We start from the raw sequence: 23944 nt of genomic DNA on the forward strand, positions 1-23944 counted from the left end.
AGCGATTCATATAACCACATGTTTTTAATGGATAAATGAAAGGGAACTTCAATGGCAAAGATAATCTTGTATATGCCCACACCAACAACTGATCTGCTGTCTTACATTGAATATGGCGATCAACTTAACGACAAAGGCAATTTATCGACTTACGCAGGGCATCGAAAAAACCATCAATGGATTGAATACCTGTTAAACACCAAGAATAAAGAAGCGATCCAAATTTGGTATGAACCAAAAACCGTTATAAACGAACTAAAAACCATTTCTAACGATGACCAAATCTATATTCGAGGACATGGCGAACCTGGGAGCGAGTTTATTAAAACCTCAAAGGGGGGTAAGGAGCTAGGACATCGATTTGTTGTTGATAGATTGAGAGAAAACGGTTTACCCAAGTCCTTTAGAGGAAAGATAAAGTGCTATAACTGCAATAGTGGCTCATGGCTTAACGGCAAACGAAGCTTTGCACAAGCACTGGCAGATTACATGTATGGATGGGGTTATGACAAATGTACCTATTACGGATACAGAGGAAAACTTGATTCGTACTATAAACAAGGTACGCAAGGCGTACACAAGTACATTCGCGAAGGAGCATGGGATGTGAATCAAGGTATTTGCAGGGCTAGAGATGGCCGGGTACAGATAAAACCTCAGGCTCTTAACCCCACTCAATGGGAGTCTCTATCAGGTTAACGAATACAACCAAGCGACGCACATAGCGTCGCTTTTTACTACATTCGCTTTAATGGCTTGACGACACTATCTAGCCCTTCAATTTTCAGTGCCAAGCACAGCTGAAGCAACTCCCCTAACTCGCCATTAGGCCAACCTTTTTTGTCAAACCACAATAAGTACTCTTCAGGTAAATCGATCAATACCCTGCCCGCATACTTACCAAACGGCATTTGAACCCTAGCGAGCTTTACTAAATTTTCTTTATCTAACATTTTATTCTTGAGACTAATCAGGTTCTTTTATGGTGAGTAATCTTAAAGATGTTCAACCAAATAGCAATATAAACAAAGAGGAAGAAGACAATAGTTAAAAACTAAGCAGCGAATCGCAGACCTCAAGGTCAAACACTTCTCTAGGATTTAAGTTCGGAATTTCTACTCACTCCCATCTTTCGGATAGAACACAGCCAACCAAATTGTCAATGAGGACTCTGAGGTGGACTTTACTCGATGCTTGACGTGTGCTGGTATATCAATGTAATCACCAACCCCTAAAGTCACAAAAGTACCGTCATAGTACTCAATAACACCTTCGCCTTTCAAAACAGTCACCCATTCATTTTCGGCTTGATCATACCAATCACCAATTGGTGTAAAGTGGCCATCTGAAACGATACGTTCAATTCTCACTCCCTCAGAAGCAATGATGTCTTCAAATACTTCATTGGTTAAATCTTTTGGAATGTCACCAAAGATATTTCCTCTCTTCAATCCCATTTATCTATTTCACTCTAGTTATGTAACCAACTAAAATACTTACAAAATTTTTGCTTGTAAGTTAAAGCTCTATCGTTAATAAGATACTATAATCTAAACAAATAGAAACATAGAGTTTACGAATCATTTTCCATTTTGGTTTCTGATTTATGTCATTTGAAACAACAACGATAATAGGACATACATGAACTTTGAGTTTGGACTCGTAGGTTTTGCGGCGTTAATTTGCGTAGGCATTCTGTTACACCACCCTTCTCGTACTCTTGGCTTACCTTCTCTTTTGATCTTTATGGCGGTAGGTCTGGTCATAGGTAACGGTGAATTTGGTTTCGTCTATGACAACTTTACACTTACTTCTGCAATCGGGGCGATTGCATTAAATATTATTGTCTTTGTCGGAGGTTTGAGTACTTCGACACAAAGCATCAAAGTGGCTTACAAAGAAGGTGGCGTACTTTCCTCTCTTGGAGTTGTATTTTCCACTGTTGTCTTCGCGGGTATTATCTATGTTCTCTTTGGCCTCCCGCCGGTGCATTGTTTATTATTTGGGGCAATAGTTTCCTCAACAGATGCAGCTGCGGTCTTCTCTATCCTTGAATCCAAGAAACTAAAACTCAAAGAAGACACTGACACTATCTTAGAATTCGAGTCAGCAACTAATGACCCTGTCGCTTTGATACTAGTCGTCTTGCTGACCAGTCTTGCCCTTACTCCCGATACGGTTCCTTCAGTTACAAGTATCGGAATCGAGTTATTACTGCAGATCTTTGTCGCACTAGCTATAGCCATTTCTATCGGTAAGCTATGTACTCACCTGTTAAACAGCATCAAACTTGAAGAATATGGGCTAATCCCGGTTTTCATTTTAGCTTCCGCAGTACTAGCAATGTATGGAAGTGATTTGCTCGGTGGCAATATTCTACTCGCTTCCTATGTCGTTGGAGTGGTCATTGGCAACGGCGTAAAACGTGGTATGGAAGTCAGTCGCCACTTTTTTAATAGTCTTTCGTGGTTAGCTCAAGCAATACTGTTTGTTGCTTTAGGGTTACAGATCTTCCCTCAAGAACTCTTCAAGGTGTTCTGGCAATCCTTGCTGCCTGCTTTCTTGTTGATTCTTGTAGCAAGACCGATAGCAGTACAGTTATGTTACCTACCTTTCAGAAAAGCCAGTTGGCAAAAGCGTTTATTCATATCTTCTATCGGATTGAAAGGAGCAACACCTATTGTATTTGCACTAATTCCTGCAGCTGCAGGAGTTGAAAACGCGGTTACTATGGTTCATATGGTGTTCTTTATTGTTGTCATTTCTGTGTTCGTGCAAGGTGGAGCGATTGAAGTATTGGCAAACAAACTCAACCTTAAAGAAGTTAATACACCAGAGGACTAAACACTTATTCTATATACACTCGATTGTTTAAGAGTGAGTAAAACAAAAGAGCCAGAGAAACTCTGGCTCTTTTAGTTCACAAAAACCTTATTTAGCGGGTTTATTGTGACAATGCTCAATCGCCGTTTTCATCAACTCTAGCGCAGACTTGTCACATGGTGGCAATGCAGCATCGCTACTGCCAATTGGCTCGACTCTTTCGCCCCATTTGATGTAGCTAGCGCCCCACGTCAGACCCGCACCAAATGCGGCTAGCAACAAGTTATCTCCTGGCTTAATTCTTCCTTGCTCCATTGCTTCACAAAGTGCGATTGGCACAGTCGCAGCGGAAGTGTTGCCATATTTTTGAATATTGACGAATGCTTTATCTTGGTCGATTCCAGACAAATCACACAAGGTTTGAATGATACGGATATTAGCCTGATGCGGAATCACAACATCAATATCTTCTTTAGTAAGGTTAGAACGAGTCAAAACGGTATTCGCTGCCGCCCCCATTCCTTTTACCGCTCGTTTGAAGATCTCTTTGCCAATGAAATTGAACTCAAAGTAACCGTTATCTGCTGCGAATCTCTCCATTGAAGTGCCAAATTTTGGCACAGCGAGAATATCGCGACCTTTTGCATCACAACCAATTTGCGCATCTTGAAGACCGACTTTACTTTCAGTACGAGAGAGCACTGCAGCACCTGCCCCGTCACCAAATAGTACGGCGGTATCACGCTCACTCCAGTCAATAAAAAACGAAAGTCGCTCAGCACCAATAACGATGGCGTTACGATAGTTACCTGACTGAATCAGTTTTGTGGCCGTTTCAAGGCCATACACAAAACCTGTACAAGCCGCATTTAAGTCAAACGCAGCGGCTGCTGGAACACCTAAGTTTTGCTGAACTCGTGATGCTGTATTGGGGATCAAAGAATCTGGAGAACACGTAGCAACGATAATCAAATCAACTTCATCTGCCGTGATTCCAGCACATGCCATTGCATGTTTAGCAGCAACGGTTGCCATTTCAGAGGTGTTCACATGGCTAATGCGACGATTTTCTATACCAGTACGGGTTCTAATCCACTCATCTGATGTTTCCATTACAGTGCTAAGATCGTGGTTAGATAAGATCGCTGGTGGAAGGCACTTACCCCAACCAGTGATTTCGGCGTAAAATGTTGTCATTCTGTACCTATTTTTTTATAGTTTTCGTCAATCGAGATAGACAAATAATATCAATAAGCTCACTATGATAAGCCTCAATAATGACTTGTCTATCCCGACTCTAAGAGCTTCGAGTATACTCATAATCTAAGGCTCACAGAAGCCTAATTTCATAAATTCAATTCACGGTTGGGAGAGACCATGTCAACTATCAATACCCGTTGCCCATCATGCAATGGACTTAATCGTTTACCCGCAGAAAGAATCACCGAGTCACCTAATTGTGGTCGTTGTAAAGCACCACTTCTTGATGGCCAACCGGTTGAAGGGACGGTAGACAACTTCTCCGCGCTTTTGAACAGTAGCCAACCTGTTGTTGTCGATTTTTGGGCCACGTGGTGCCATCCTTGTGTTGGTTTTGCGCCCGTGTTCCAACAAACAGCTGAAGAGCGCAAAGGACAAGTACGATTCGTGAAAATTGATACTGAGCAACAGCAACAACTGGCAGCTCAATTTCAAATCAGAAGTATTCCGACCATTATGGTGTTTAAAAATGGTCAGCGCGTAGACGTCATCAATGGTGCCCTGCCAAAAGGTCAGTTCGACCAATGGTTAGAGCAAGCTATTTCAAAATAACTAATATAGAGCGCAGGAGCGCTCTATATTTCTTCATTCGATTGCATGACTTGTTTACGATATGCACTTGGCGAACTACCCATATGTTTTGTGAACCTATGGGTAAAATTGAACGGATCACGATATCCTAATCGCTCCGCAATCATGGCAATTGACCAATCGTTATTTCTTAGCAAATCACACGCTTTTTCCATACGTAGATTAATGAGTCTTGCTCGTGGTGACACGTTGTAAAGCCGTTTACATATTCGTGCGAGTTGCTCTTCGCTTAAAAATGTCTTATTCGCCATAGTTTTAACAGTCCATGGTAGATGAAGCTGACCTTCAATTTGGCTGAACAAAGCTTGTACTCGGACTGTCGAGTCGGTAGGCTGCGACTCAAATCCAGTAATAATACGGCACACTTCCCCTACTAGCAGTTTTCGATAACTTGCTCTGCCACCAATTTCCAAATACAGGAGTGTCATTAAGGCCCAAATCCGTTCACAACCATGAAATGGCAGTACTTTCTGTCCTAAATCAGATAAAGCTTGCCAGCGTGGTCGGTCTTTAGGTAGAAACCAGATCATGCGCCAATGTTTATATTGAGGGTTGATCTCAAATCGATATGGTGTGTGTGCTGGTAATACGACTATCGAGTACGGCTCGATAGGAGCAACAAAATCCTCCGTCATCAACACGCCACCACCTTCGATTGTAAATAAGACTGTGTGTACATCAATGCCCTTACGCTCCACATGGTAGCCTTCAATCAAGTTTGCCATTCCAGCCATGAAGATATCTTCAGGAATGAACTCGGGGATATCATTAGACGAAAGAAAGCGTTCTTCACATGCCTCCGATAAAAAGACTTCATCTATCCACTCAGACTTGATGTTAAATTCATCAATGACGGATTCGCACAGGTTTTGTCTATTTTTAAACATGGTTTTGATGTCCCAATTTTCTTATATTACCACCGTTTATATGATTCAAATCACACTTTCAGGAGGGCAGCTATGACAACTAAAACCTATCTTAAGTCATCTAACAAGGCTTCTCAAAACCATCTTCTGTCTTCTGTGGTAAAGCTTGGTTTCCCCGTCGCAATTCAAAGTGCACTTGTTGCAATTTTGGCACTGGCGGACGTACTGATGGTTAGTGATTTTGGTAAGGAAGCAACTGCTGCAGTGGGCATTGCCTCTAAATGGCACTTTGTCGCTATTATGATCATGGCCGGAATGGCTTCAGCCAACGGTGTACTCGTTGCTCAGTATTGGGGACGTAACGACAAACGTAGCGCCAAAACTATCACCCAGCTTTCAATGGAGTTCGGTGCAAAGCTGTTAGTACCCGTGACATTAGGTATCACGCTCTTCTCCAGTTTTATTATGATGCTGCAAACCAACGACGCTACCGTTATTGAGCTTGGTGCTACCTATTTATGGTATGCGTTTCCGGTACTTATATTAACTCACGTGGTGATTGTAGCGGAATCAGCCATGCGCTCATCCGGTGACGCTGTCACGCCTTTAATTCTTGGGGCTATGACAATCTTTATCAACATTGCCCTCAACTTCTGGTTAATTAAAGGCGGTCTGGGTGTCCCTCCAATGGGCGTAGCCGGTGCTGCATTAGCGACAACGATATCCAGATTACTTCAGGTAATTTTCATCTGGGTTTATCTCAACCATCGTAACCATTGGCTTCTTAAAGAAGCGAAACTTGAGAATACCGAACGACTCTGGGGTTCTTATAAAAAACTCGCGGTGCCGACCACGCTTAACGCTATTTTATGGGCAATGGGTACACTTATGTACCAAGTGATATTTGGTCATATGGGCACTACCGAGCTCGCTGTATTTAGCATGATGGGACCATTTGAGTCGCTGTGTTATTCGCTGTTTTTTGGTATTTCGGTAGCCTGCTCTGTACTACTTGGCCAATCCTTAGGCAGAGACGAATTTGAACATGCATTCACTATGTCTAAATTCTTTATTAAAGCGGTATTCTTGTTTGGCATCGTCACAGGAGCGATTCTACTATTAGGTCGTGAAGTCATTCTTGAGTGGCTGAACTTAACCACCGATGAACTTTATCCGCTTGCTGCACCTGCTATGTTTATTCTATGTTGTGCAATATGGTTACGCATGCTGAACCTTATTATTATCAACGGTATTCTGCGAGCCGGAGGAGATAATAAGTTCTGTTTAAGAATGGACTTCATCGCAATGTGGACTGTGGGACTTCCGCTAACCGCAACCGCAGCGTTTGTATTCGGACTTGAATTTCAGGTTGTCTATGCCTGTATGCTTTTTGAAGAAGTCGTTAAGTTTGCTTTGTGTTTCCACCGTTATTTAAAACGCTATTGGATGAATAATTTAACCGTGGTTAGTGCTTAGTAATCTGTAAATGCACAAAGGCTTCACTTGTTTAGGTGAAGCCTTTTGCTATATGTTACTAGAGTACGTAAAGCTGTTACTTAATCCGTATTTTCCCCAGCCTGCTGCATCAAATAACTTGTCGTTGGTTCAATAGTATTAATCAGTTTTTCTACTTGGAGTATCGCCTCTATAGACGTGCTGTTTTTGCGGTAACTGATAAATAAAGGACGAGACCAAACCTCAGACCCGTCGACTTGATAGAGCTGTCCAGAGTCTAAGAAAGGCTCTACAAGTGAAGATGGCAAATACGCACAACCACCCTTCTCAAGAATAAAGTCCAACGCAATTCGACCTGTTGAAGTGCGTAGATATGGTGCTGGAATATTTGGATGTCTGTCCGCATGCTCAAAAGCAAATTGTGTACCCCAGTCCACATATACATATTTATCTTTAAAAGCATCATCAAGCTCGCGTTGCTCTGTTGAAACCAGAACTAACGTCAATTCAGCAATCTGATGGCTTTTAAACTCCTCGACTTTAAATGGGTCGAATGAGAACGCAAGATCTAGTGTACGCTCAAGTAGTTTCCTATTTAGCTGCTCGCGCCCCAGAGACTCAGCCACAAAGCCATAACCCGTTAATGAATCAGTGACAACACTTAAACAGTTTTGCAGATAGGCGTCCCAAATATTAGGTGTACCGCCAATCGTCAATTGCAACGCTTTATTGCTCTCTAATGATAAGTCAAACGTCGCTTGCTTTAGCGTCGATACCATTACTTCTGCGTACCCTATTAGCCTTTGGCCAGCCGACGTTAGTTGGATGTTGTTTCTGTGCCTTGTAAACAGCCGAGTATCAAAGTATTCCTCTAGTTGTTTGATGCGAGCACTCACAGCGGCCTGAGTTATATAGAGATTTTCTGATGCGCGGCCAAAGTGCTTTTCCTTCGCGACTTCGAGGAAAGTTTGAAATACTTTTACGTCCATAAAATGACTCTTAAACAGATTCTAAGTAGTTGAGCTAACGAAAAAGTTAGCTCAGTATTCTTACACAGTTATGCTGTATTAAGCATAAAGAAATTTTGTGATTTCGACAAAAACAATTCGTTTCCTTTCTTTCCGGTTTCACACTATTTTCAGCATCGAACCAACACGGGATTCAACGGTTTAGTCGACTTTTCTTTGGATTGTTGCGGAGCCACCTGAATTACCTTGCTTTACTACCTATTTGCTTTGAGGTCTCTATGACTGAAACTCAATTTCGCCACGGCAAGAAACGTTTTTATGATGCAGTAAAGTTTCCACGCGGATTCGCTAAATCGGGAGATTTTACACTTTTGGAAGAGGACATCTTAGTGACTTATGGTGAAACTATGCTTGCGCTTGAGCGCGGTGATATTTCACCAGAGAACGCTGAAGAGAAACACTTCACTAAAGTGATCGTTAACCCGAGTAAGGCGAAATCTAAACTGGAACATACTTGGCTTAAATACGTTCGCTTAGCACGCGGAAGACGAGCGTTCCACACTTTAAATAGTAAATCGAAGTATCACGAAGCTTCGAAAGACTATGATTATGATATGGATAACGATGACGTTCTAGAGCCAGCATAAGTATTGTGATCTTTCCTCCTAAACGCAAAGTAGAGCCAAGTGCTCTACTTTTTTTTGCCCCGTAAACGCTCGCACATTCTTCCTAACCTCAAATCACAAAAAACCGCCCGAAGGCGGTTTAATTAGTCAATCAGAAACGCTCTGCTAGGGTCTACATAGACTTTGTCGGCCATCGCTTCACGTCCTAATAACATCATATATGACATATCCTGACGATTACTTAATGTAATTTCAATTGGCCACTCTCTATCCCCTAATCGGAATAGTGTTTGAATCACACAACGTTGCTCTGAGTCACCGTTGGATGATTTGATGCGCCTTGAGTCGTGGATAAGTGACTCACAGTGTACGATTTCTTCCAAATGATAGATATCTGGATGAAGATCGTATTGAACGTACATGCGCCCGTCACGTTTGAAGCGTTCAAGGTTGTCCACATGAAGAGATGAGGTTTTAGCCCCAGTATCAATACGAACTTCGAGATCGAAGATTCCCAACTCAGGAAGACTGCACACTTCCAAGTTACCAATTATCATTCTGTCATTATATGTGTTTGGCATAGTGTTACATGCTCGGTTCTACAGGAACAATCGATTCTTGCATGATTTCGATATGTTCAAATACCTCTTCTGCGCTATCTCCAAAATACGCAATGTGATACATAGCTTCACCTTCCTGTACTAAAGGAATGTTCTGCTTACCAATGATGATCCCCGTACGGTTGGATTTTACTTGGCTGATATTATTTCCTAGCGGGCCATTGATATCTGCCAATGTTTCGCCTTTCTCAACCATAGAGCCAAGTTGTACGTACTCTTTAACAAATCCACTCGCATCTGCACGAGTCCAATCACTGCGGTTAGCGATAAACGGCTCAGTTTTCGCTTTAGAGACACGCTTACGAATCATGCCAAGTGCTTTGAGCACTCTCAAAACGCCTTTAACGCCAGTCTGAATCGATAGTTCATCAAAACGTAACGCTTCACCGGCTTCATAAAGCAGCACTCGAGCACCATGATTTACAGCCGCTTCGCGTAAAGAGCCATCACGGATATTGGCATTCAACAATACTGGTACTGCAAATGCTTCCGCTAGACGCTTAGTTTCTTCATCTTCAAGGTTGGCACGAATTTGTGGCAAATTAGAACGATGAATCGCGCCTGTGTGTAAATCAATACCATAATCACAATGTGCGACAATGCTTTCTAAGAATGTATGAGCTAGTCGACCAGCAAGAGAACCTTTCTTCGAGCCGGGAAAACAGCGATTGAGGTCTCTGCGATCTGGCATGTAACGGCTTTGGTTTAATACGCCGTAGACATTCACCATAGGTACATAAATTAACGTACCATTCTGGAGTTTTAGGTTCTCTGCGATAAGACGACTGATGATTTCAATACCATTCAACTCGTCACCATGTACCGCTGCACTGACAAACACCACTGGGCCTTCTTTTTTAGAACGAATGACCTGTACTGGTATTGATACTTCTGCATCGGTATATAGCTTAGCTACTGGTATATCTATTTCTTTACGCTCTCCCGGGCGTATTTCTACGCCCGCAATGACAAGCTCTTTTGCCATTTAACCACGTCCTTTTGTTTTGTTGTTGTTAGGCTTGGCATTTTTCTCGATAAACTCGTAAATTAAGCCCGCCACATCTTTACCTGTCGCGTTTTCAATTCCCTCTAGGCCTGGTGATGAGTTAACTTCCATCACTACTGGGCCATTTTTCGATTGCAGAATATCAACACCACACAGGTTCAGTCCCATCGCTTTAGCCGCAGCTACAGCAGTCGCGCGTTCTTCTTTAGAAAGCTTAATAAGCTGAGCACTACCACCGCGATGTAGATTTGAACGAAACTCACCTTCTGCCGCTTGGCGTTTCATCGCCGCAATCACTTTGCCACCGACGACAAAACAACGAATATCAGCGCCATTAGCTTCTTCAATGAACTCTTGTACCAAGATGTTAGCTTTAAGGCCCATGAACGCTTCGATAACACTCTCAGCTGCTTTGTGAGTTTCTGCAAGTACCACACCGATACCTTGTGTACCCTCTAACAGCTTAATGACAAGCGGCGCGCCACCAACATTCTTGATAAGATCTGGAATATCATCTGGCTTACTAGCGAAACCAGTTCTTGGCAGACCGATGCCTTTGCGTGATAGCAGTTGCAATGAGCGCAGCTTGTCACGTGAACGGCTGATCGCAACCGACTCGTTTACACAAAATGTACCCATCATTTCAAACTGACGCACTACTGCCGTTCCATAGAACGTAATAGATGACCCAATTCGTGGAATGACTGCATCGTATTGAGGTAACTCCTCACCCATATAACGGACTTTAGAGTTACTACTAGTAATATCCATATAGCAATGCAGGGTATCAATGATATCCACTTGATGTCCCCTCGCTTCCCCTGCTTCTTTTAGGCGGCGAGTTGAGTACAAGTTTTCGTTGCGAGATAGAATCGCAATGCGCATGGCAGTATCCTCTTATAGATGTTTAGTTTTATGAGTGTGAAACCCCGGTATCGGACGACCGGAAAGAGCGTGCACCTTAAGAGTTTAGTCGATAAAAATACAACGATTGTTTTTGACCGTTACGACAATTTATTTTTATCGTTAATTACGCAAATTTTGGGCATAAAAAAACCGGCTTTCGCCGGTTTTTGTTAATAAATTCATTCAGATAAAAGGTATGTAATCAAAGTGTTAGAATGAATATTACTTATTAGCCATTTCTTTCTTAACCATTACTACTGCTGCAACTACGAAAGTAATGATGAGTGCTAACTCCATTGAGTTCCCCTTAGATTAAAAAGTTATTTCATACATAAAATTAAGTGCTGGTACCATTTTATCAAAATTACAACAATTTCATACTTTTTATTCACTGCTTAAGGAGATCTAGATCAAAAAAGAGCGCATTATGCGCTCAATTGTTATCAGTGGTAATTTAATGTTAATAAAACATTATTCCGGATACCCTTCTGGGTTTTGCGATTGCCACTTCCAACCGTCAGTTGTCATATCTTGTAATGATCGTGTAGCTACCCAACCTAAATCTTTATTAGCTTTACTTGGGTCTGCCCAGCACTCCGCAATATCGCCAGGGCGACGCTCTACAATCTTGTAAGGAACTTGTTTACCTGAAGCTAACTCAAACGCCTTAACCATATCTAATACACTCGAACCATTGCCCGTCCCAAGATTATAGACGTGCAAGCCTTTTTGATTATTCAGCGTCTTGAGAGCCGCAATATGGCCATCTGCTAAATCCATAACATGAATGTAGTCACGAACACCGGTACCATCTGGCGTCGGATAGTCATTACCGAATACCGAAAGAAATTCACGACGTCCAACAGCAACCTGTGAGACGAATGGCATTAAGTTGTTAGGGATGCCCTGAGGATCTTCACCCATTTCTCCGGTTGGATGTGACCCTACTGGATTAAAATAACGCAGCAAAGTTATCGTCCAGTCTGGGTTGGCTTTCTGAAAATCTGTTAAACACTCTTCAACCATTAACTTACTTCGGCCGTAAGGGTTAGTCGCACTTGTTGGGAAACTCTCTGTGATAGGAACAGAAGCTGGATCACCATAAACCGTTGCAGATGAACTGAACACTAAGTGCTTAACTCCGGCTTCTCTCATCGCGTCGACTAAAACTAACGTTCCGTTAACGTTGTTATCGTAATACTCAAGTGGCTTTTCAACAGATTCACCAACCGCTTTTAATCCAGCAAAATGAATAACTGAATTGATATTGTACGCTTTCAGAACTTCCAGTAGCGATGATTTATCGCGTACGTCACCTTGGATAAATGCAGGTCGTGTACCAGACACTTTTTCTATTCTGTCTAGCACAGCTGCTTTTGCATTGTATAAGTTATCGAAAATGACAGGCGTCATACCTGCATTTATTAACTGTACACAGGTGTGGCTACCTATGTAACCAGCCCCACCAGTAACTAAAACATTCATTTGCCAACTCCATGTCTAATCTACAAAGGATTATATGCAATCGAAACTAAATTACGACCATCAATGGTGAGAATTACTCTAATTTATCTTTAATTGATTGATTAATAGGCGATTGCCAGCTCTTCAGGGTACCCTCTACTCAACGCGATTTGTTTCGCCCGAGCTTCAATAGCATCAACGTCCTCAATTATTGAGTCCACGTCATTAACTGTAGTGGCAGGGATACCAAACCATTTTTCAGCGATCTTCTTACCGGCAAGCAGCGCAGAAGAGGCTTTCACAATTTCCAGTCGAGCGTAACGTTCTCCTTCGAAGCTTACATCTGCAGCTCGAAGGCTTGGGTCGTTGCCCGGAATTTGCTGCGCACCGTACAAAGGTGTTCCAGCTGGCTGAGCTGTCTCAAAGCAAGGAATATATTGACTAAGGTGTTGTATCGCGTTGCAAGCTCGCTGTGTTTGAACTTCCAAAGACCAACCTTTGTCGACTTTGTTAATTAGGTTTTGCGGCAATTGAGGCTGTGCACTCTCTGATGTGGACTGGACAAGCCCTTCATTAAATAAAGTAATGTTCTTAGTCATACCATGAAGTTGAAAGTACCCGCCAGGATAAGGCGTCAGCTGAGCCATACCTTGTGGCGTACCACGTTTGCCATGAAAAATAATTTCTGGCCATTTTTCATTTTTATGACTTTGCCACTGAGTAACATAAGCGGCTTTAAACTCAACAAGACGCTTTCGCGATAATCTCAGTTGATCATCAATTATGCCTGTTCTAAAGCCACAGGCATTGATGACAAAATCAAAATGAGCTTCACGACCATTTTCAAATTGTAATGAATACCCCTCACCCAATTGAGAAACACACTGAATGCAGCAACCCGTATGAATGTCCAGGTTTGTTAAGTTATTAGAAGAGAGCTCAACTGATGCCGCCACGCGAAATAGACTTAGGCCGTATTCCTGCACTACGTAAACCGGATACTTAAGCTTGTTCAAATCAGCATGCTTTGCGAAAGGTATTAACCACTCATCGATCGTGGAAGGTTTTTTTGGAGCTTCAAGAGATGCCAAGGCTTTCAATCGCGCAAAGCTAAACTCATGAAAATAGTCTTCAGGACTACCCAGCACTTGGTTAGCTGGATTCGCTCTCACTAATTGCAGGTAGCTTTCTCGAAGTAGTTCTAAACGAGGTAACAAGGACTCCGGCGTACCATCATCATTTTTTGGGACGGCTATAACGGTGGGACGCTTATTGACTGTAGCGGGAAAGAACTTCACGAAGTCTATCGACTGCACTAGCAAATCGAGACATTGTTGCTGGGAAAGCTCTCGATACAGATTGCCACCAGCATGCAGATGACAAATTGGTGGGCCGCTAACTAGGTTGTTGTTTTTGTCAAACAGCGAAACACTTAGCCCTTGCTTTGCTAGGTAAAGTGCCACTGTCGAACCAGCCACACCTCCACCAATGATTGCAACTCTTTTACCGCTGGTTGCCACCGCTAAATCTCTGTTCATCGCTTAGTTATCGGCGTTATAAAGGAGGTCAATTTTAGCCTTTTAATTTATTAAAAAAAATCACTATTTTTGTGATGTTTTTCTTGACAGTAATTCAGTGCATAACTCAAATCAATGTGTACTTTGAGTAAAATTCCTTTCCATTACCGATAAATCAATGGTTACAGTTTTATGCCAATAATTTTACTATCGAGTTATCCAAGACTTTATCCACCGATTTTGTGGATAACTCATCAAAATCGGTGGCTAACTATTAAGCAAACTGCTTCTGACTTGTAGTAAGCATCTGTCGTATCAATGAAAATAACACTAGTGCTAACGTGACGAAAGCGATTGCAGGTACCATTACCCACGTGGATAAATGCCAACTCCACGGCAATTCAAAACCGAACTTCATGATCGATCCAACTACGACTTCTGCGCCAAAAGTAGCGACGAAACCAGCTGTTATCGCCATAATGCCGTACTCAGCCCATATTGTCCGAACAATTCGTTTTCGACTGGCGCCAAGTGTACGGTACAGACGAATCTCTGCCTGTCTTTGAGATAAGCTCAAACGGAGTAAAGTAAAGATGAGTAACACCCCAGATAAAACGCCCAATGCAGCTAATACGGTAATTGACCAGACTATTTGGCTAAGTAACCCTTGAATCTTCTCTCCCATCAAACGAATATCCATTAAACTCACCGTTGGATGATTTCGTGATAATTCTCCAATCAGAGCATTATCTTTGTCTTCTAGTCGAAAGCTCACTAACCACGCGCTTGGGATATCAGCCAACACATCAGGGGTAAAGATGAAGTAAAAGTTTGGTTTCATATCGCGCCACTCAACAAAGCGAATGGAATTGATTTTTGCCGTTACTTTTTGCCCGTTGATAGTGAATCCAAGTTTATCCCCAAGCTTAAGATTCAGGTTTTCAGCGACCTCTTTCTCTACTGAAACACCGTTAGTTTCAGTCCATTCACCCTCAAGAACCTCGTTATAGGTCGGAAGAGATGCAGCGTAAGTAAAGTTAAGCTCTCTACTTAAGGCATCTTCTTGTTCTAGCCCTTGTTTTTGTCGAGACTGAGCGTCTTCCCCATTAATCTCAGTCAGTCTGCCTCTAGAGATAGGAAACGCCTCTGAACGCTGGATGTTGTTGCCGTCGAGTGCATCTAGGTAAGTTTGCTTCTCATGCCCGCCTATATTAAGCGCGAACGCATTAGGAGCGTCTGCTGGCAGTGTACGCTGCCAATCGCTTAATAAGTCACTTCGAACTAACCAGATGGTCGTTAACAACATTAATGACAGACCTAGCGCACCATATTGTAGTCCAGTATGGCGCTTACTACGGTTGATGCGACTGACCGCTAATTTCATAGAGACAGGCAGCGACACTTTTGAAAGAAGCAAGGTGAAAACAACGCTAATCGCCCCTAGAACTAAAAACAGACCAACAATGCCTGCGAGAACTATCCACACTAAGTTGTTGTCACGATACGCAATAAGCAAAGGAATAAGGGGAACGAGAATCAATAGGTAGATGAACCCACCACGCTTCTCATCCGCGCTTTGTAACACCTCTACAGAAGAGACTGAGATAAGTTTATAAAGTGGTATACCCAGAGCTGGCACACCGATACATAAGCTAGAAACAACAGCAATGAATGCTGGTGTCATGCCATAACTCGGAAGTGGATCGGGCAGTAAGTCAGTAAGTGGCAATCGCAATAACGTTTCGAGAAGCGTACCCAATACCAAACCCGCAAAGATCGCTAATACCACCAGCAACAAAGTTTGAATGCTAAGCCAGCGAACTAACCATGCTTTGCTTGCTCCTAAGCTTTTTAACATAGCGACTGTTTGCCTTCTGCTCTGAACGTAATTTTGACAAGTCAGAACTAACGTTGTTGCCGCCATAATAATGATGATAGCGACCGTAAGAGACAAGTACTGAGTAGTTCGGTCGAATATTTCATTAGTACGACTACCAGAGCTTTGATCTCGCCATCGATCACTTGGCGTTAACTCTATCTGGTCTTTTAATGTTGTAATCGCGGCATCGTCACCCGTTAGATAAGTCCTGAATTGTACACGACTGCCCAATTGCACCGCGCCCGTCGCATCTACGGAATCTTGATGAATGTATGCAGTAGGCATTTGCTGGAACGGATTAAAACTAATACCGGGTTCCTCCAAGATGACCCCACTCACCGCTAAATCTGCGTCACCAACAGTGACAACGTCACCTTGACTAACGCCAAGCTGCTCAGCGATCCGGCTGTCCAGCCATAATTCTCCAGGCTTTACGCGATGCTGGGTACCCGTATCGGTTGCAAGGGTTAATGTTCCTCTCAAAGGGAATCTATCGTCAACCGCCTTAACGGTAATAAGCTGCATGCCATTATCACTAAAAGACATCGTGGCAAAGCGAGTATAAAAAGAAACGTTGAGTCCAGAGGACTCAATATATTGTTGATTGATTGGCGTTATCGGGTTCGCTGTGATGTATACCGTATCAGCGGTAAGTGCATCTTTGCCCTGCTTGACAATGACTTGTTCCATCCGCTCTGCCAGTGCTGCTAAGCCAAAGATACAAGCAATGATTAGAGTGAGTGAGATAGCAATCGGCCAAAGCTGTCCTTGCCTAATTTCATCAGTGCTCCAACTAACCAGCCTTTTGTTAAGTCTTCCTTGAGCCATCGCTTATTCCTCTTCCAACTTTCCAGCATTCATGTGGAACACGCGATCACAACGTTTAGCTAGCGTTAAATCATGGGTCACTAACACCAATGTCGTGCCATGTTCTTTGTTAAGATTAAAAAGTAACTCAACGATCTTATGCGCTGTATTTTGGTCTAAGTTTCCAGTCGGCTCATCGGCGAAAAGGATTTTGGGACTGGTCATGAATGCTCTAGCAATAGCAACACGTTGTTGTTCTCCCCCTGACAATTGCGATGGCAAGTGATCGATACGATGACCAAGACCAACCGACTCTAAAAGTGCTTTAGCTTTCTCAGTATCCTCATCTTCTCCCTTCAACAGGCAAGGTAATGTCACATTACCCAAAGCAGATAGACTCGGAATCAACAAAAAGCTTTGGAAAACGAAACCCAAATGGTCACTGCGTATCTTGGCTCGAGCCTCATCATCAAGACTGGATATGTTTTGTTCGAGCAGCTGAATCGTCCCATTTGAAGGTACATCTAGTCCAGCCAACAAAGTCATCAGGGTTGACTTACCTGCACCCGATGTTCCCACGATTGCGATGCTTTCACCCTCTTGAATAGACAGATTTACATTCTCTAGGATTGTTAAATGCTCCGTTTTCGTAGACACTACTTTGGTCACTGATTCAGCTTTGATTATGGAAGAACTCATGATTCGGCAACTTTCCTATTTCGTTTTAATTGTTATTTCCTTGGCCTCTTTTCATGCAAAAGCGGCAACGTTACTCATTCTCGGGGACAGCTTAAGCGCAGGTTACAACATGCGCGCAGAACAGAGCTGGCCAACGATGTTATCTGACGAGTTATCATCAGGTGATGAACCGATGAAGGTCATCAACGGCAGTGTTTCTGGCGATACTACGAGCAATGGCCTCGCCAAGCTCCCAGGTCTTCTTAAACAACACTCGCCAGATTACGTCCTAATAGAATTAGGTGCTAACGACGGCTTAAGAGGATTCCAGCCTAGCATAATCAAGAACAACTTGGCGTCGTTGATTGAGATAAGTCAACAGGCTGGTTCAAAAGTTCTGCTAATGCAAATTCGTATTCCACCGAACTATGGAAAACGTTATGCGTCGATGTTTGAAGGTATTTATCCTGCCCTTGCCCAAGAGTCTGGAGTACCTTTGTTACCCTTCTTCTTAGAGCAAGTCATTATCAAACCAGAATGGATGATGGAAGACGGATTACACCCAAAACCAGAAGCACAACCTTTCATCGCCCAGTTCGTAGCAGAAAGTATGCAACCCCACCTTTGACTCTCCCATTGAAACTTTTTTAAAGTTTCCTCAATTTAAGGGCATCAGATTCACCTTTTTGATGCCCTAGCTCAATATAATTTACAACACTTTACGTTATTCTGTTCCTTTATCATCGTCTTAGATAGGTTGTATAAATGATAATTGAACCGATTATCAGCGGTGTCGTCGCACGGTCAGCCCACCCAGAGGGCTGTAAAAAGGCGGTCGATAACCAAATTGATTACGTAAAGTCTGCCGATCCGATCAAGAACGGACCTAAACGAGTACTCATTATTGGTGCATCTTCTGGTTTTGGATTAGCAGCGAGAATTGCTCTTACATTTGGTGGTGCTGAGGCAGATACCATTGGTGTTTCCTTCGAGCGAGGGCCTTCTGAGAAAGGCGTCGGGTCTGCCGGATGGTACAACAACATTTACTTCAAGAAACGTGCAGAGCAAGCCGGTAGACGCGCTATTAACATCGTTGGAGACGCATTTTCAACGGACGTAAGAGAACAAGTTATAGAGGCTATTGAGACTTACTTTGAAGGAGAAGTGGATCTGGTTATCTATAGCCTTGCTACTGGAGTAAGACCGAATAGCGAAGGTGGCTTCTGGCGTTCTGCAATTAAACCTATTGGAGAGTCTGTTTCCGGTGCAACTATCAACATAGAAACTGAACAATGGGAAGACACCACTTTAGAGCCGGCCAACGATGAAGAAATTGAAGGTACTCTCAAAGTCATGGGCGGCGAAGATTGGGAAAGCTGGATTGATACTCTGGTTAATTCTGACTCTGTAGCAGATGGATTCAAAACTATTGCATTCTCGTATATCGGCCCAGCAGTAACACACCCTATTTATTTAGACGGAACTCTTGGCCGAGCGAAAGTAGACTTACACCAAACTAGCCATGCCTTAAACTTGGAATTGTCTAATTTCAATGGCAACGCTTACGCTGCAGTTTGCAAAGCACTGGTCACAAAAGCGAGTGTGTTTATCCCGGGTTTGAGCCCTTACCTACTTGCTTTGTACAAGACCATGAAAGCACAAGGTAAGCACGAAGAGTGTATTGAGCAGATGCAACGTTTGTTTTCAACCAAACTCTACGGCCAAAGCAAAATTCCAGTGGACGGTGAGCGTTTGATTCGAATGGACGATTGGGAACTGGATCCAGATATTCAAAATCAAGTAGGTAAGCTACTCGACCAAATGGACGCAGACAATTTCAAAGCCGTTGGTGATTTTGAAGGTTTCCAGCGAACATTCTTGAATCTGAATGGATTTGCCCTAGATGGGGTCGACTATTCTAAAGAAGTTGATGTAGATAGTCTTTATCGATTAAAACCATAGTTTATTGCATCTTTTAACCACAGTCTCACTTTTGAGACTGTGGTTATTCTTATCCCTCTCTACGTACCTGTAAAGCCTCCGTGCATCACTCGCCGCTAATAGACTACTTATACTTAAAGAATAATAAAGTTCGGTTGAATCAATAATCAGTGATCATTACAAACCACAGGATGTGGAACTATCTATGCGTAATTATCAAGCGTTAGAACCTTTAGGCTTTCTTTCTGATTCGGATATTCGAAAGATAAGAGGCGTACTTACATTACACGAAAGTGACCGTATGAATGAACCTGTATGGGGATATTGTACACTGCAAAACCAATCGATAGCTTTACAATACATTGACCATAAGAGCGCAACGTCACTATTTCAAAAAGGAGATGAATCCTCCGCCCCCTTTCGATTCCCTTGTAACCATGAATCAATCGCCAAGTATTTTGAAAAGCTTTTAGACAAACTAAACATGGATATGTCCCAATATACTGTCGATTATCTCGAAATCTTCAACGCCAGCGACAAGCCGTTAGGTTTAGCGTTTATCATTCATCAATTTGATAAGGATGCAAAAAACACGCTACGCCTACTAGTCGATCAGATTCAATCCATTGCTGCACAAAAAAAACTCTCACAAACGATTTTGGACATGGAATTAAGCTTTAAAACGTCACTTAAAGAACGTGACCACCAGATTGCTTTGCTTGAACAAAATCTTCAAAACCTAAAATCGAAAAATTCCCTTCTAGAAAGGCAGATGCAGTATCAGAAAAATCATGATTCGGCCACTAACATGTTAAACAGACAGGGGTTGGAAAATGCTCTAGAAGCCTCATTCAACAGTCGGGCTATCATTGACGGTAATGCGTATCTTTCTGTCATTTTTATCCAAATCACTAACGGAGAACGAATTCAAGCCAGGATTGGCTGCGATGGCTTTGATACGTTGCTATCGTTATTGGAACAGAAGATTAGCAAAAACACGCCACACATCCATTACTACGCTCGTATTTCAACGACTGAACTTGCATTAACAACCATTGTTCCCTCTTTCGACGAGCACTTTTTACCCAACCTTTGCCGACAACTGTCCGAAGTAGCACGGCAAGGCATGTTTTATCGCGATCAAGAAGTGCATCTACATGTCTTTATGGGCGTGGCAAACTCGTACCATACCGATAACTCTACAGACCTGATCAATAACGCATTTCACGCTGCAGTATCATGTAAAGAGTCAGGGGCAACTGTAAGTACATTCACCCAAGCAGACCAAGATGAGCAGAAAGAGTTTAACCAGCTTGAACACTATTTACTTCAGGCCGTGAGAAATGACGATCTCATTCTTTATTTTCAACCAAAGATCGACTTAAAGAATGATAAATGGATAGGTGCGGAGGTACTGCTGCGTTGGAAGCATCCTGTTTTGGGTGACATCTCCAATGAAGCTCTAATTCATATGGCCGAACAAAATGGGCTTATTGTTGAAGTAGGTTATTTCGTGCTTAGGAGTGCGATTGATAAAGCCTCTGAATGGATTGAAATCGCACCTGATTTCACTCTGTCTGTGAACGTATCTGCAAAACAGATCTGTTCAGCCCGTTTTGCTGACAGAGTTCTCGAGATTTTAGAAAACAATGAGTTACCATCAACCAATTTAGAACTAGAACTCACTGAAAGTTGTCTTGTTTCTAACTTCGAAGTGGCTTATCAAAATATAGTTCGCCTTAAGGGACATGGCGTACGATTTGCTCTTGATGATTTTGGTACTGGGTATGCTTCGTTTAGCTATCTTCGAAAACTTCCATTCGATTGCATAAAAATAGACAAAGAATTCCTCTCTAACATACTTCACAATGCTCAGGATAAAGCGATACTTCGTTCAATAATCAATATAGCTAAAAAGCTAAACAAGCAAGTCGTCGTCGAAGGTGTAGAAACATCAGAGCAACACCGATTCGTAGCAACCGAGAGTTGCGACGTCGCACAAGGATATTACTACGCTAAACCAATGCCTAGAGATATATTTGAGGCCCATCTCGAAAAACAGTACCCGCCGCCCAAGCAATTCATAATCCGATAAGCTTTTATTTTACAGCATAGTGCTTTACCCGCAGCTGTGAGGCTCCTATAATCCCGCACCAACCTTAAGAAATTCGAGACATTCGACATGGATCTATTAATCGCCAAACTAAAAAAAATCGAGAAGCAAAATTATCGTGCTTACCAGCAAATCAAAGGTAGTTACGATTTCTCTGACTTTGATTTTCATATAGATCATGTTCAATCTGACCCTTACGCAGCGGCATCACGCGTACGAGCATTCAGACAATGGGCGCCAAGCGGTCTTGAATGGTTAAAAGATCAGTCACCAGCTTATCAAATTGCCGCGCGAGACTATATTACTCGCCAATTTGCTGCTTTTGCAAAGCAAGAGAACAATGTCTCCATTTCATTAACTGGTCAAACGGTGATGGACTCAACAGCCGTTATTTTTACCGACGAAGGGATTGAGCTTCGTTTTCGCGTTAACTTGCCAGCGGAAGGTCGCAGCATCTTAGCGAAGAAAGCCATTAATATGCTGACGTTCCATCTACCAAAATATATTCGTAAAGCGACATTAGAGCGCGAATTAAACATTCAAGAACTTAAGAAGCACTGCGAAGCAGTAGAAGATCAGGTAGCACTACGAGAGCAGCTTGCTGCGAATAACTTAATTGCCTTCGTTGCCAATGGAAGTGTATTACCTCGAATCGCAGGTAACTGTGATTTACCAATGAAAGACGCCATTCCATTCACGTCACCAGAATCACTCGAAGTAACGTTACATCGTCCCAATCAAGGTTATATCAAAGGCATGGGTATCACCAAAGGTGTCACATTAATTGTTGGTGGCGGCTTCCATGGTAAATCGACTTTGCTTAACGCACTTGAACGCTCCATTTACGATCATATCCCTGGTGATGGTCGCGAAGGGATCGTCACCGATGCAGATTCATGCAAAATTAAAGCGGAAGACGGACGCTCAATTCACAACTTAAACTTGAGTAATTACATTAATCATCTGCCGTTTGGTAAACAAACCTCTGATTTCAGTACCCAAGATGCTTCAGGTTCTACGTCTCAAGCAGCATGGCTACAAGAATCCATTGAAGCAGGTGCCAGCGCTATCATGATTGATGAAGATACCTCAGCGACGAACTTCATGATTCGTGATGAGCGTATGCAAGCACTAGTATCTAAAGGTGATGAGCCTATTACACCATTTGTTGACCGTGTTGGGCAGTTAAGAGATGAGCTAGACATTTCAACTATCATTGTTATGGGTGGTTCTGGCGACTACCTAGATGTTGCGGATACTGTGATTCAAATGCATGACTATCAGGCAATTGATGTCACAGAGAAAGCACATCAAGTCATCGCGCTTCATCCAACTGAGAGGCAGAATGAATGTGAGAAACCTCTGGAACTGATTCCACCTCGTCATGTTGATTGCGCACACCTACAGCAGCTATTGATCGATGGAAAATTCCGAGTATCTGGCAAAGGCGCAAACAGTTTACGATTTGGAAAAGAGTTTATTGATGTCCAAGCACTAGAGCAGCTTGAATCAAATTCTGAGCTCAACGCTATTGGTTGGCTATTGTTCCAACTAGCACAACAGCCTGGTTGGTCAACACATCCACCAAAAGCGCTATCCGAACTGCTTCAAGGTGATTGGAGTGCGACTATGCCAAATTCAGGTGATCTTGCAAAGCCAAGATTGGTTGATACGCTAGCGACCTTAAACCGCCTCAGAGGCGCGAAAATGCGTCAGCCGCGTTAATTGGGTTATGCCAAATGTAGTGAGTCATCAGACTCACTACTCTTTCAATAGTGACCACGCTTCGCAGTAACGTCTAAACTTCTCAGCATCCCCACCTTCACGATCCGGATGCCACTTAAGGGCGAGTTTACGCCACGCTTGTCTTATCTCTCTTTGTGTTGCCCACTCATTTAATTCAAAACACTTAAGCGCAACACTTCGTGACATTGTCACAGATGAAACACCAACAAAGTGTTTATACCGTTGCCAAAAGTCCTCTAACAAACGTTTGACCTCTCCTGTATCAGCCTCATAGTGTGACCAATCAAGATAATATTCTCTCAATGGGTTATTTTTATCTATGGCGTGCTCCCCAGAACGGTAAGAGAAAAGTTGAATGTTCATAGCTTCGACTTGCAACCACTTCTCGGGTATCAGTAACTCTTGTAGCTGATACAGAGCATTCATTAGTAAGAAGTTTCGTTTAAAAAGATCTTTTTCTGGAGATTCATCCAATGAAGGTATCAAGCCTGCGTCGGCGAGTTGAGAAGCTAAGGTGTGAATTTTCAAACCATCCACATTGTTCTCAATTAAATGTAATACCGACCAAAGCAAAGGGTTATCTGCTTGTCGATGAGATTTGACTTCGCATTCTGTAGATCCTGTCAATCATCCTCTCCTATTACACTGTGCTTTCATTTAGAGATTAGCACTTCCATC

Annotated in this window: 22 protein-coding genes; 9 read left to right on the top strand and 13 right to left on the bottom strand. The window is 42.7% G+C overall.

Going from position 1 to position 23944, the window contains the following annotated elements; all coding sequences use genetic code 11:
• Positions 1 to 51 precede the first annotated feature (51 nt).
• Positions 52 to 699, top strand: coding sequence for a hypothetical protein (locus HW45_RS28365; RefSeq protein ID WP_051868007.1), 648 nt, complete (start codon positions 52 to 54; stop codon positions 697 to 699).
• 38 nt (positions 700 to 737) lie between these two features.
• On the opposite strand, the gene HW45_RS10700 is transcribed toward HW45_RS28365, so the two are convergent.
• Both HW45_RS10700 and HW45_RS10705 read right to left on the bottom strand, forming a co-directional pair.
• Positions 738 to 953: a DUF3820 family protein gene (locus tag HW45_RS10700; RefSeq protein WP_038226959.1), complete on the bottom strand. Its 216-nt coding sequence runs from the start codon at positions 951 to 953 to the stop codon at positions 738 to 740.
• A gap of 162 nt (positions 954 to 1115) precedes the next feature.
• Complete coding sequence (locus HW45_RS10705) at positions 1116 to 1457, bottom strand: cupin domain-containing protein (protein ID WP_038226960.1); 342 nt, start codon at positions 1455 to 1457, stop codon at positions 1116 to 1118.
• A 184-nt stretch (positions 1458 to 1641) separates the two neighbouring features.
• On the opposite strand from HW45_RS10705, the gene HW45_RS10710 reads away from it, so the two are divergent.
• Complete coding sequence (locus HW45_RS10710; protein ID WP_006073575.1) at positions 1642 to 2844, top strand: potassium/proton antiporter; 1203 nt, start codon at positions 1642 to 1644, stop codon at positions 2842 to 2844.
• An 87-nt stretch (positions 2845 to 2931) separates the two neighbouring features.
• On the opposite strand, the gene HW45_RS10715 is transcribed toward HW45_RS10710, so the two are convergent.
• Positions 2932 to 4020, bottom strand: coding sequence for a ketoacyl-ACP synthase III (locus tag HW45_RS10715; RefSeq protein WP_038226961.1), 1089 nt, complete (start codon positions 4018 to 4020; stop codon positions 2932 to 2934).
• Positions 4021 to 4200: 180 nt separating this feature from the next.
• Here HW45_RS10715 and trxC point away from each other — a divergent pair, with 180 nt between their 5' ends.
• Positions 4201 to 4635, top strand: a complete 435-nt coding sequence (trxC, locus tag HW45_RS10720; RefSeq protein ID WP_038226962.1) for a thioredoxin TrxC — start codon at positions 4201 to 4203, stop codon at positions 4633 to 4635.
• A 23-nt stretch (positions 4636 to 4658) separates the two neighbouring features.
• Here the strand turns inward: trxC and HW45_RS10725 are convergent, their stop codons facing one another.
• Positions 4659 to 5561, bottom strand: coding sequence for a helix-turn-helix transcriptional regulator (locus tag HW45_RS10725; protein WP_038226963.1), 903 nt, complete (start codon positions 5559 to 5561; stop codon positions 4659 to 4661).
• Positions 5562 to 5633: 72 nt separating this feature from the next.
• On the opposite strand from HW45_RS10725, the gene HW45_RS10730 reads away from it, so the two are divergent.
• A complete protein-coding gene (locus tag HW45_RS10730) occupies positions 5634 to 7016 on the top strand; it encodes an MATE family efflux transporter (protein WP_038226964.1) in 1383 nt (460 codons plus the stop codon).
• An 80-nt stretch (positions 7017 to 7096) separates the two neighbouring features.
• On the opposite strand, the gene HW45_RS10735 is transcribed toward HW45_RS10730, so the two are convergent.
• Positions 7097 to 7984 carry a LysR family transcriptional regulator gene (locus HW45_RS10735; protein WP_038226965.1) on the bottom strand — a complete coding sequence of 296 codons (888 nt, stop codon included), beginning with the start codon at positions 7982 to 7984 and terminating at the stop codon, positions 7097 to 7099.
• A 257-nt stretch (positions 7985 to 8241) separates the two neighbouring features.
• On the opposite strand from HW45_RS10735, the gene HW45_RS10740 reads away from it, so the two are divergent.
• The gene (locus HW45_RS10740; protein WP_031495460.1) at positions 8242 to 8610 is read left to right on the top strand and encodes a DUF413 domain-containing protein; all 369 of its coding nucleotides are present in this window, start codon (positions 8242 to 8244) and stop codon (positions 8608 to 8610) included.
• A 122-nt stretch (positions 8611 to 8732) separates the two neighbouring features.
• On the opposite strand, the gene HW45_RS10745 is transcribed toward HW45_RS10740, so the two are convergent.
• From HW45_RS10745 to HW45_RS10775, 7 genes are all read right to left on the bottom strand, one after another.
• Entirely contained in the window at positions 8733 to 9170 is a 438-nt protein-coding gene (locus HW45_RS10745; RefSeq protein ID WP_031495458.1) for an ATP-dependent zinc protease family protein, read from the bottom strand.
• A gap of 4 nt (positions 9171 to 9174) precedes the next feature.
• A complete protein-coding gene (locus tag HW45_RS10750; protein ID WP_038226967.1) occupies positions 9175 to 10194 on the bottom strand; it encodes a succinylglutamate desuccinylase/aspartoacylase family protein in 1020 nt (339 codons plus the stop codon).
• A complete protein-coding gene (gene rimK / locus HW45_RS10755; protein ID WP_038226968.1) occupies positions 10195 to 11100 on the bottom strand; it encodes a 30S ribosomal protein S6--L-glutamate ligase in 906 nt (301 codons plus the stop codon).
• Positions 11101 to 11592: 492 nt separating this feature from the next.
• The gene (galE, locus tag HW45_RS10760) at positions 11593 to 12606 is read right to left on the bottom strand and encodes a UDP-glucose 4-epimerase GalE (protein WP_038226969.1); all 1014 of its coding nucleotides are present in this window, start codon (positions 12604 to 12606) and stop codon (positions 11593 to 11595) included.
• 101 nt (positions 12607 to 12707) lie between these two features.
• Positions 12708 to 14123, bottom strand: a complete 1416-nt coding sequence (locus HW45_RS10765; protein WP_038226971.1) for an FAD-dependent oxidoreductase — start codon at positions 14121 to 14123, stop codon at positions 12708 to 12710.
• Between the two features lie 253 nt (positions 14124 to 14376).
• Complete coding sequence (locus HW45_RS10770) at positions 14377 to 16809, bottom strand: ABC transporter permease (protein ID WP_038226972.1); 2433 nt, start codon at positions 16807 to 16809, stop codon at positions 14377 to 14379.
• Positions 16810 to 16812: 3 nt separating this feature from the next.
• A complete protein-coding gene (locus HW45_RS10775; RefSeq protein WP_006071725.1) occupies positions 16813 to 17487 on the bottom strand; it encodes an ABC transporter ATP-binding protein in 675 nt (224 codons plus the stop codon).
• Between HW45_RS10775 and tesA the strand changes: the two genes are divergently transcribed.
• From tesA to HW45_RS10795, 4 genes are all read left to right on the top strand, one after another.
• The gene (tesA, locus tag HW45_RS10780; RefSeq protein WP_038226973.1) at positions 17486 to 18094 is read left to right on the top strand and encodes a multifunctional acyl-CoA thioesterase I/protease I/lysophospholipase L1; all 609 of its coding nucleotides are present in this window, start codon (positions 17486 to 17488) and stop codon (positions 18092 to 18094) included. The two genes, HW45_RS10775 and tesA, sit on opposite strands and share 2 nt — an antisense overlap.
• Positions 18095 to 18231: 137 nt before the next feature.
• Positions 18232 to 19428: an enoyl-ACP reductase FabV gene (gene fabV, locus HW45_RS10785; RefSeq protein ID WP_038226974.1), complete on the top strand. Its 1197-nt coding sequence runs from the start codon at positions 18232 to 18234 to the stop codon at positions 19426 to 19428.
• A 184-nt stretch (positions 19429 to 19612) separates the two neighbouring features.
• The gene (locus tag HW45_RS10790; RefSeq protein ID WP_006071721.1) at positions 19613 to 21502 is read left to right on the top strand and encodes a putative bifunctional diguanylate cyclase/phosphodiesterase; all 1890 of its coding nucleotides are present in this window, start codon (positions 19613 to 19615) and stop codon (positions 21500 to 21502) included.
• 87 nt (positions 21503 to 21589) lie between these two features.
• On the top strand, positions 21590 to 23245 hold the full coding sequence (locus HW45_RS10795; protein WP_038226975.1) for an ABC-ATPase domain-containing protein: 1656 nt from the start codon (positions 21590 to 21592) through the stop codon (positions 23243 to 23245).
• A 36-nt stretch (positions 23246 to 23281) separates the two neighbouring features.
• Here the strand turns inward: HW45_RS10795 and HW45_RS10800 are convergent, their stop codons facing one another.
• Positions 23282 to 23893, bottom strand: coding sequence for a DNA-J related domain-containing protein (locus tag HW45_RS10800; protein WP_038226977.1), 612 nt, complete (start codon positions 23891 to 23893; stop codon positions 23282 to 23284).
• Positions 23894 to 23944: the final 51 nt, after the last annotated feature.

Source organism: Vibrio sp. ER1A (assembly GCF_000733315.1).
Classification (GTDB): domain Bacteria; phylum Pseudomonadota; class Gammaproteobacteria; order Enterobacterales; family Vibrionaceae; genus Vibrio; species Vibrio mediterranei.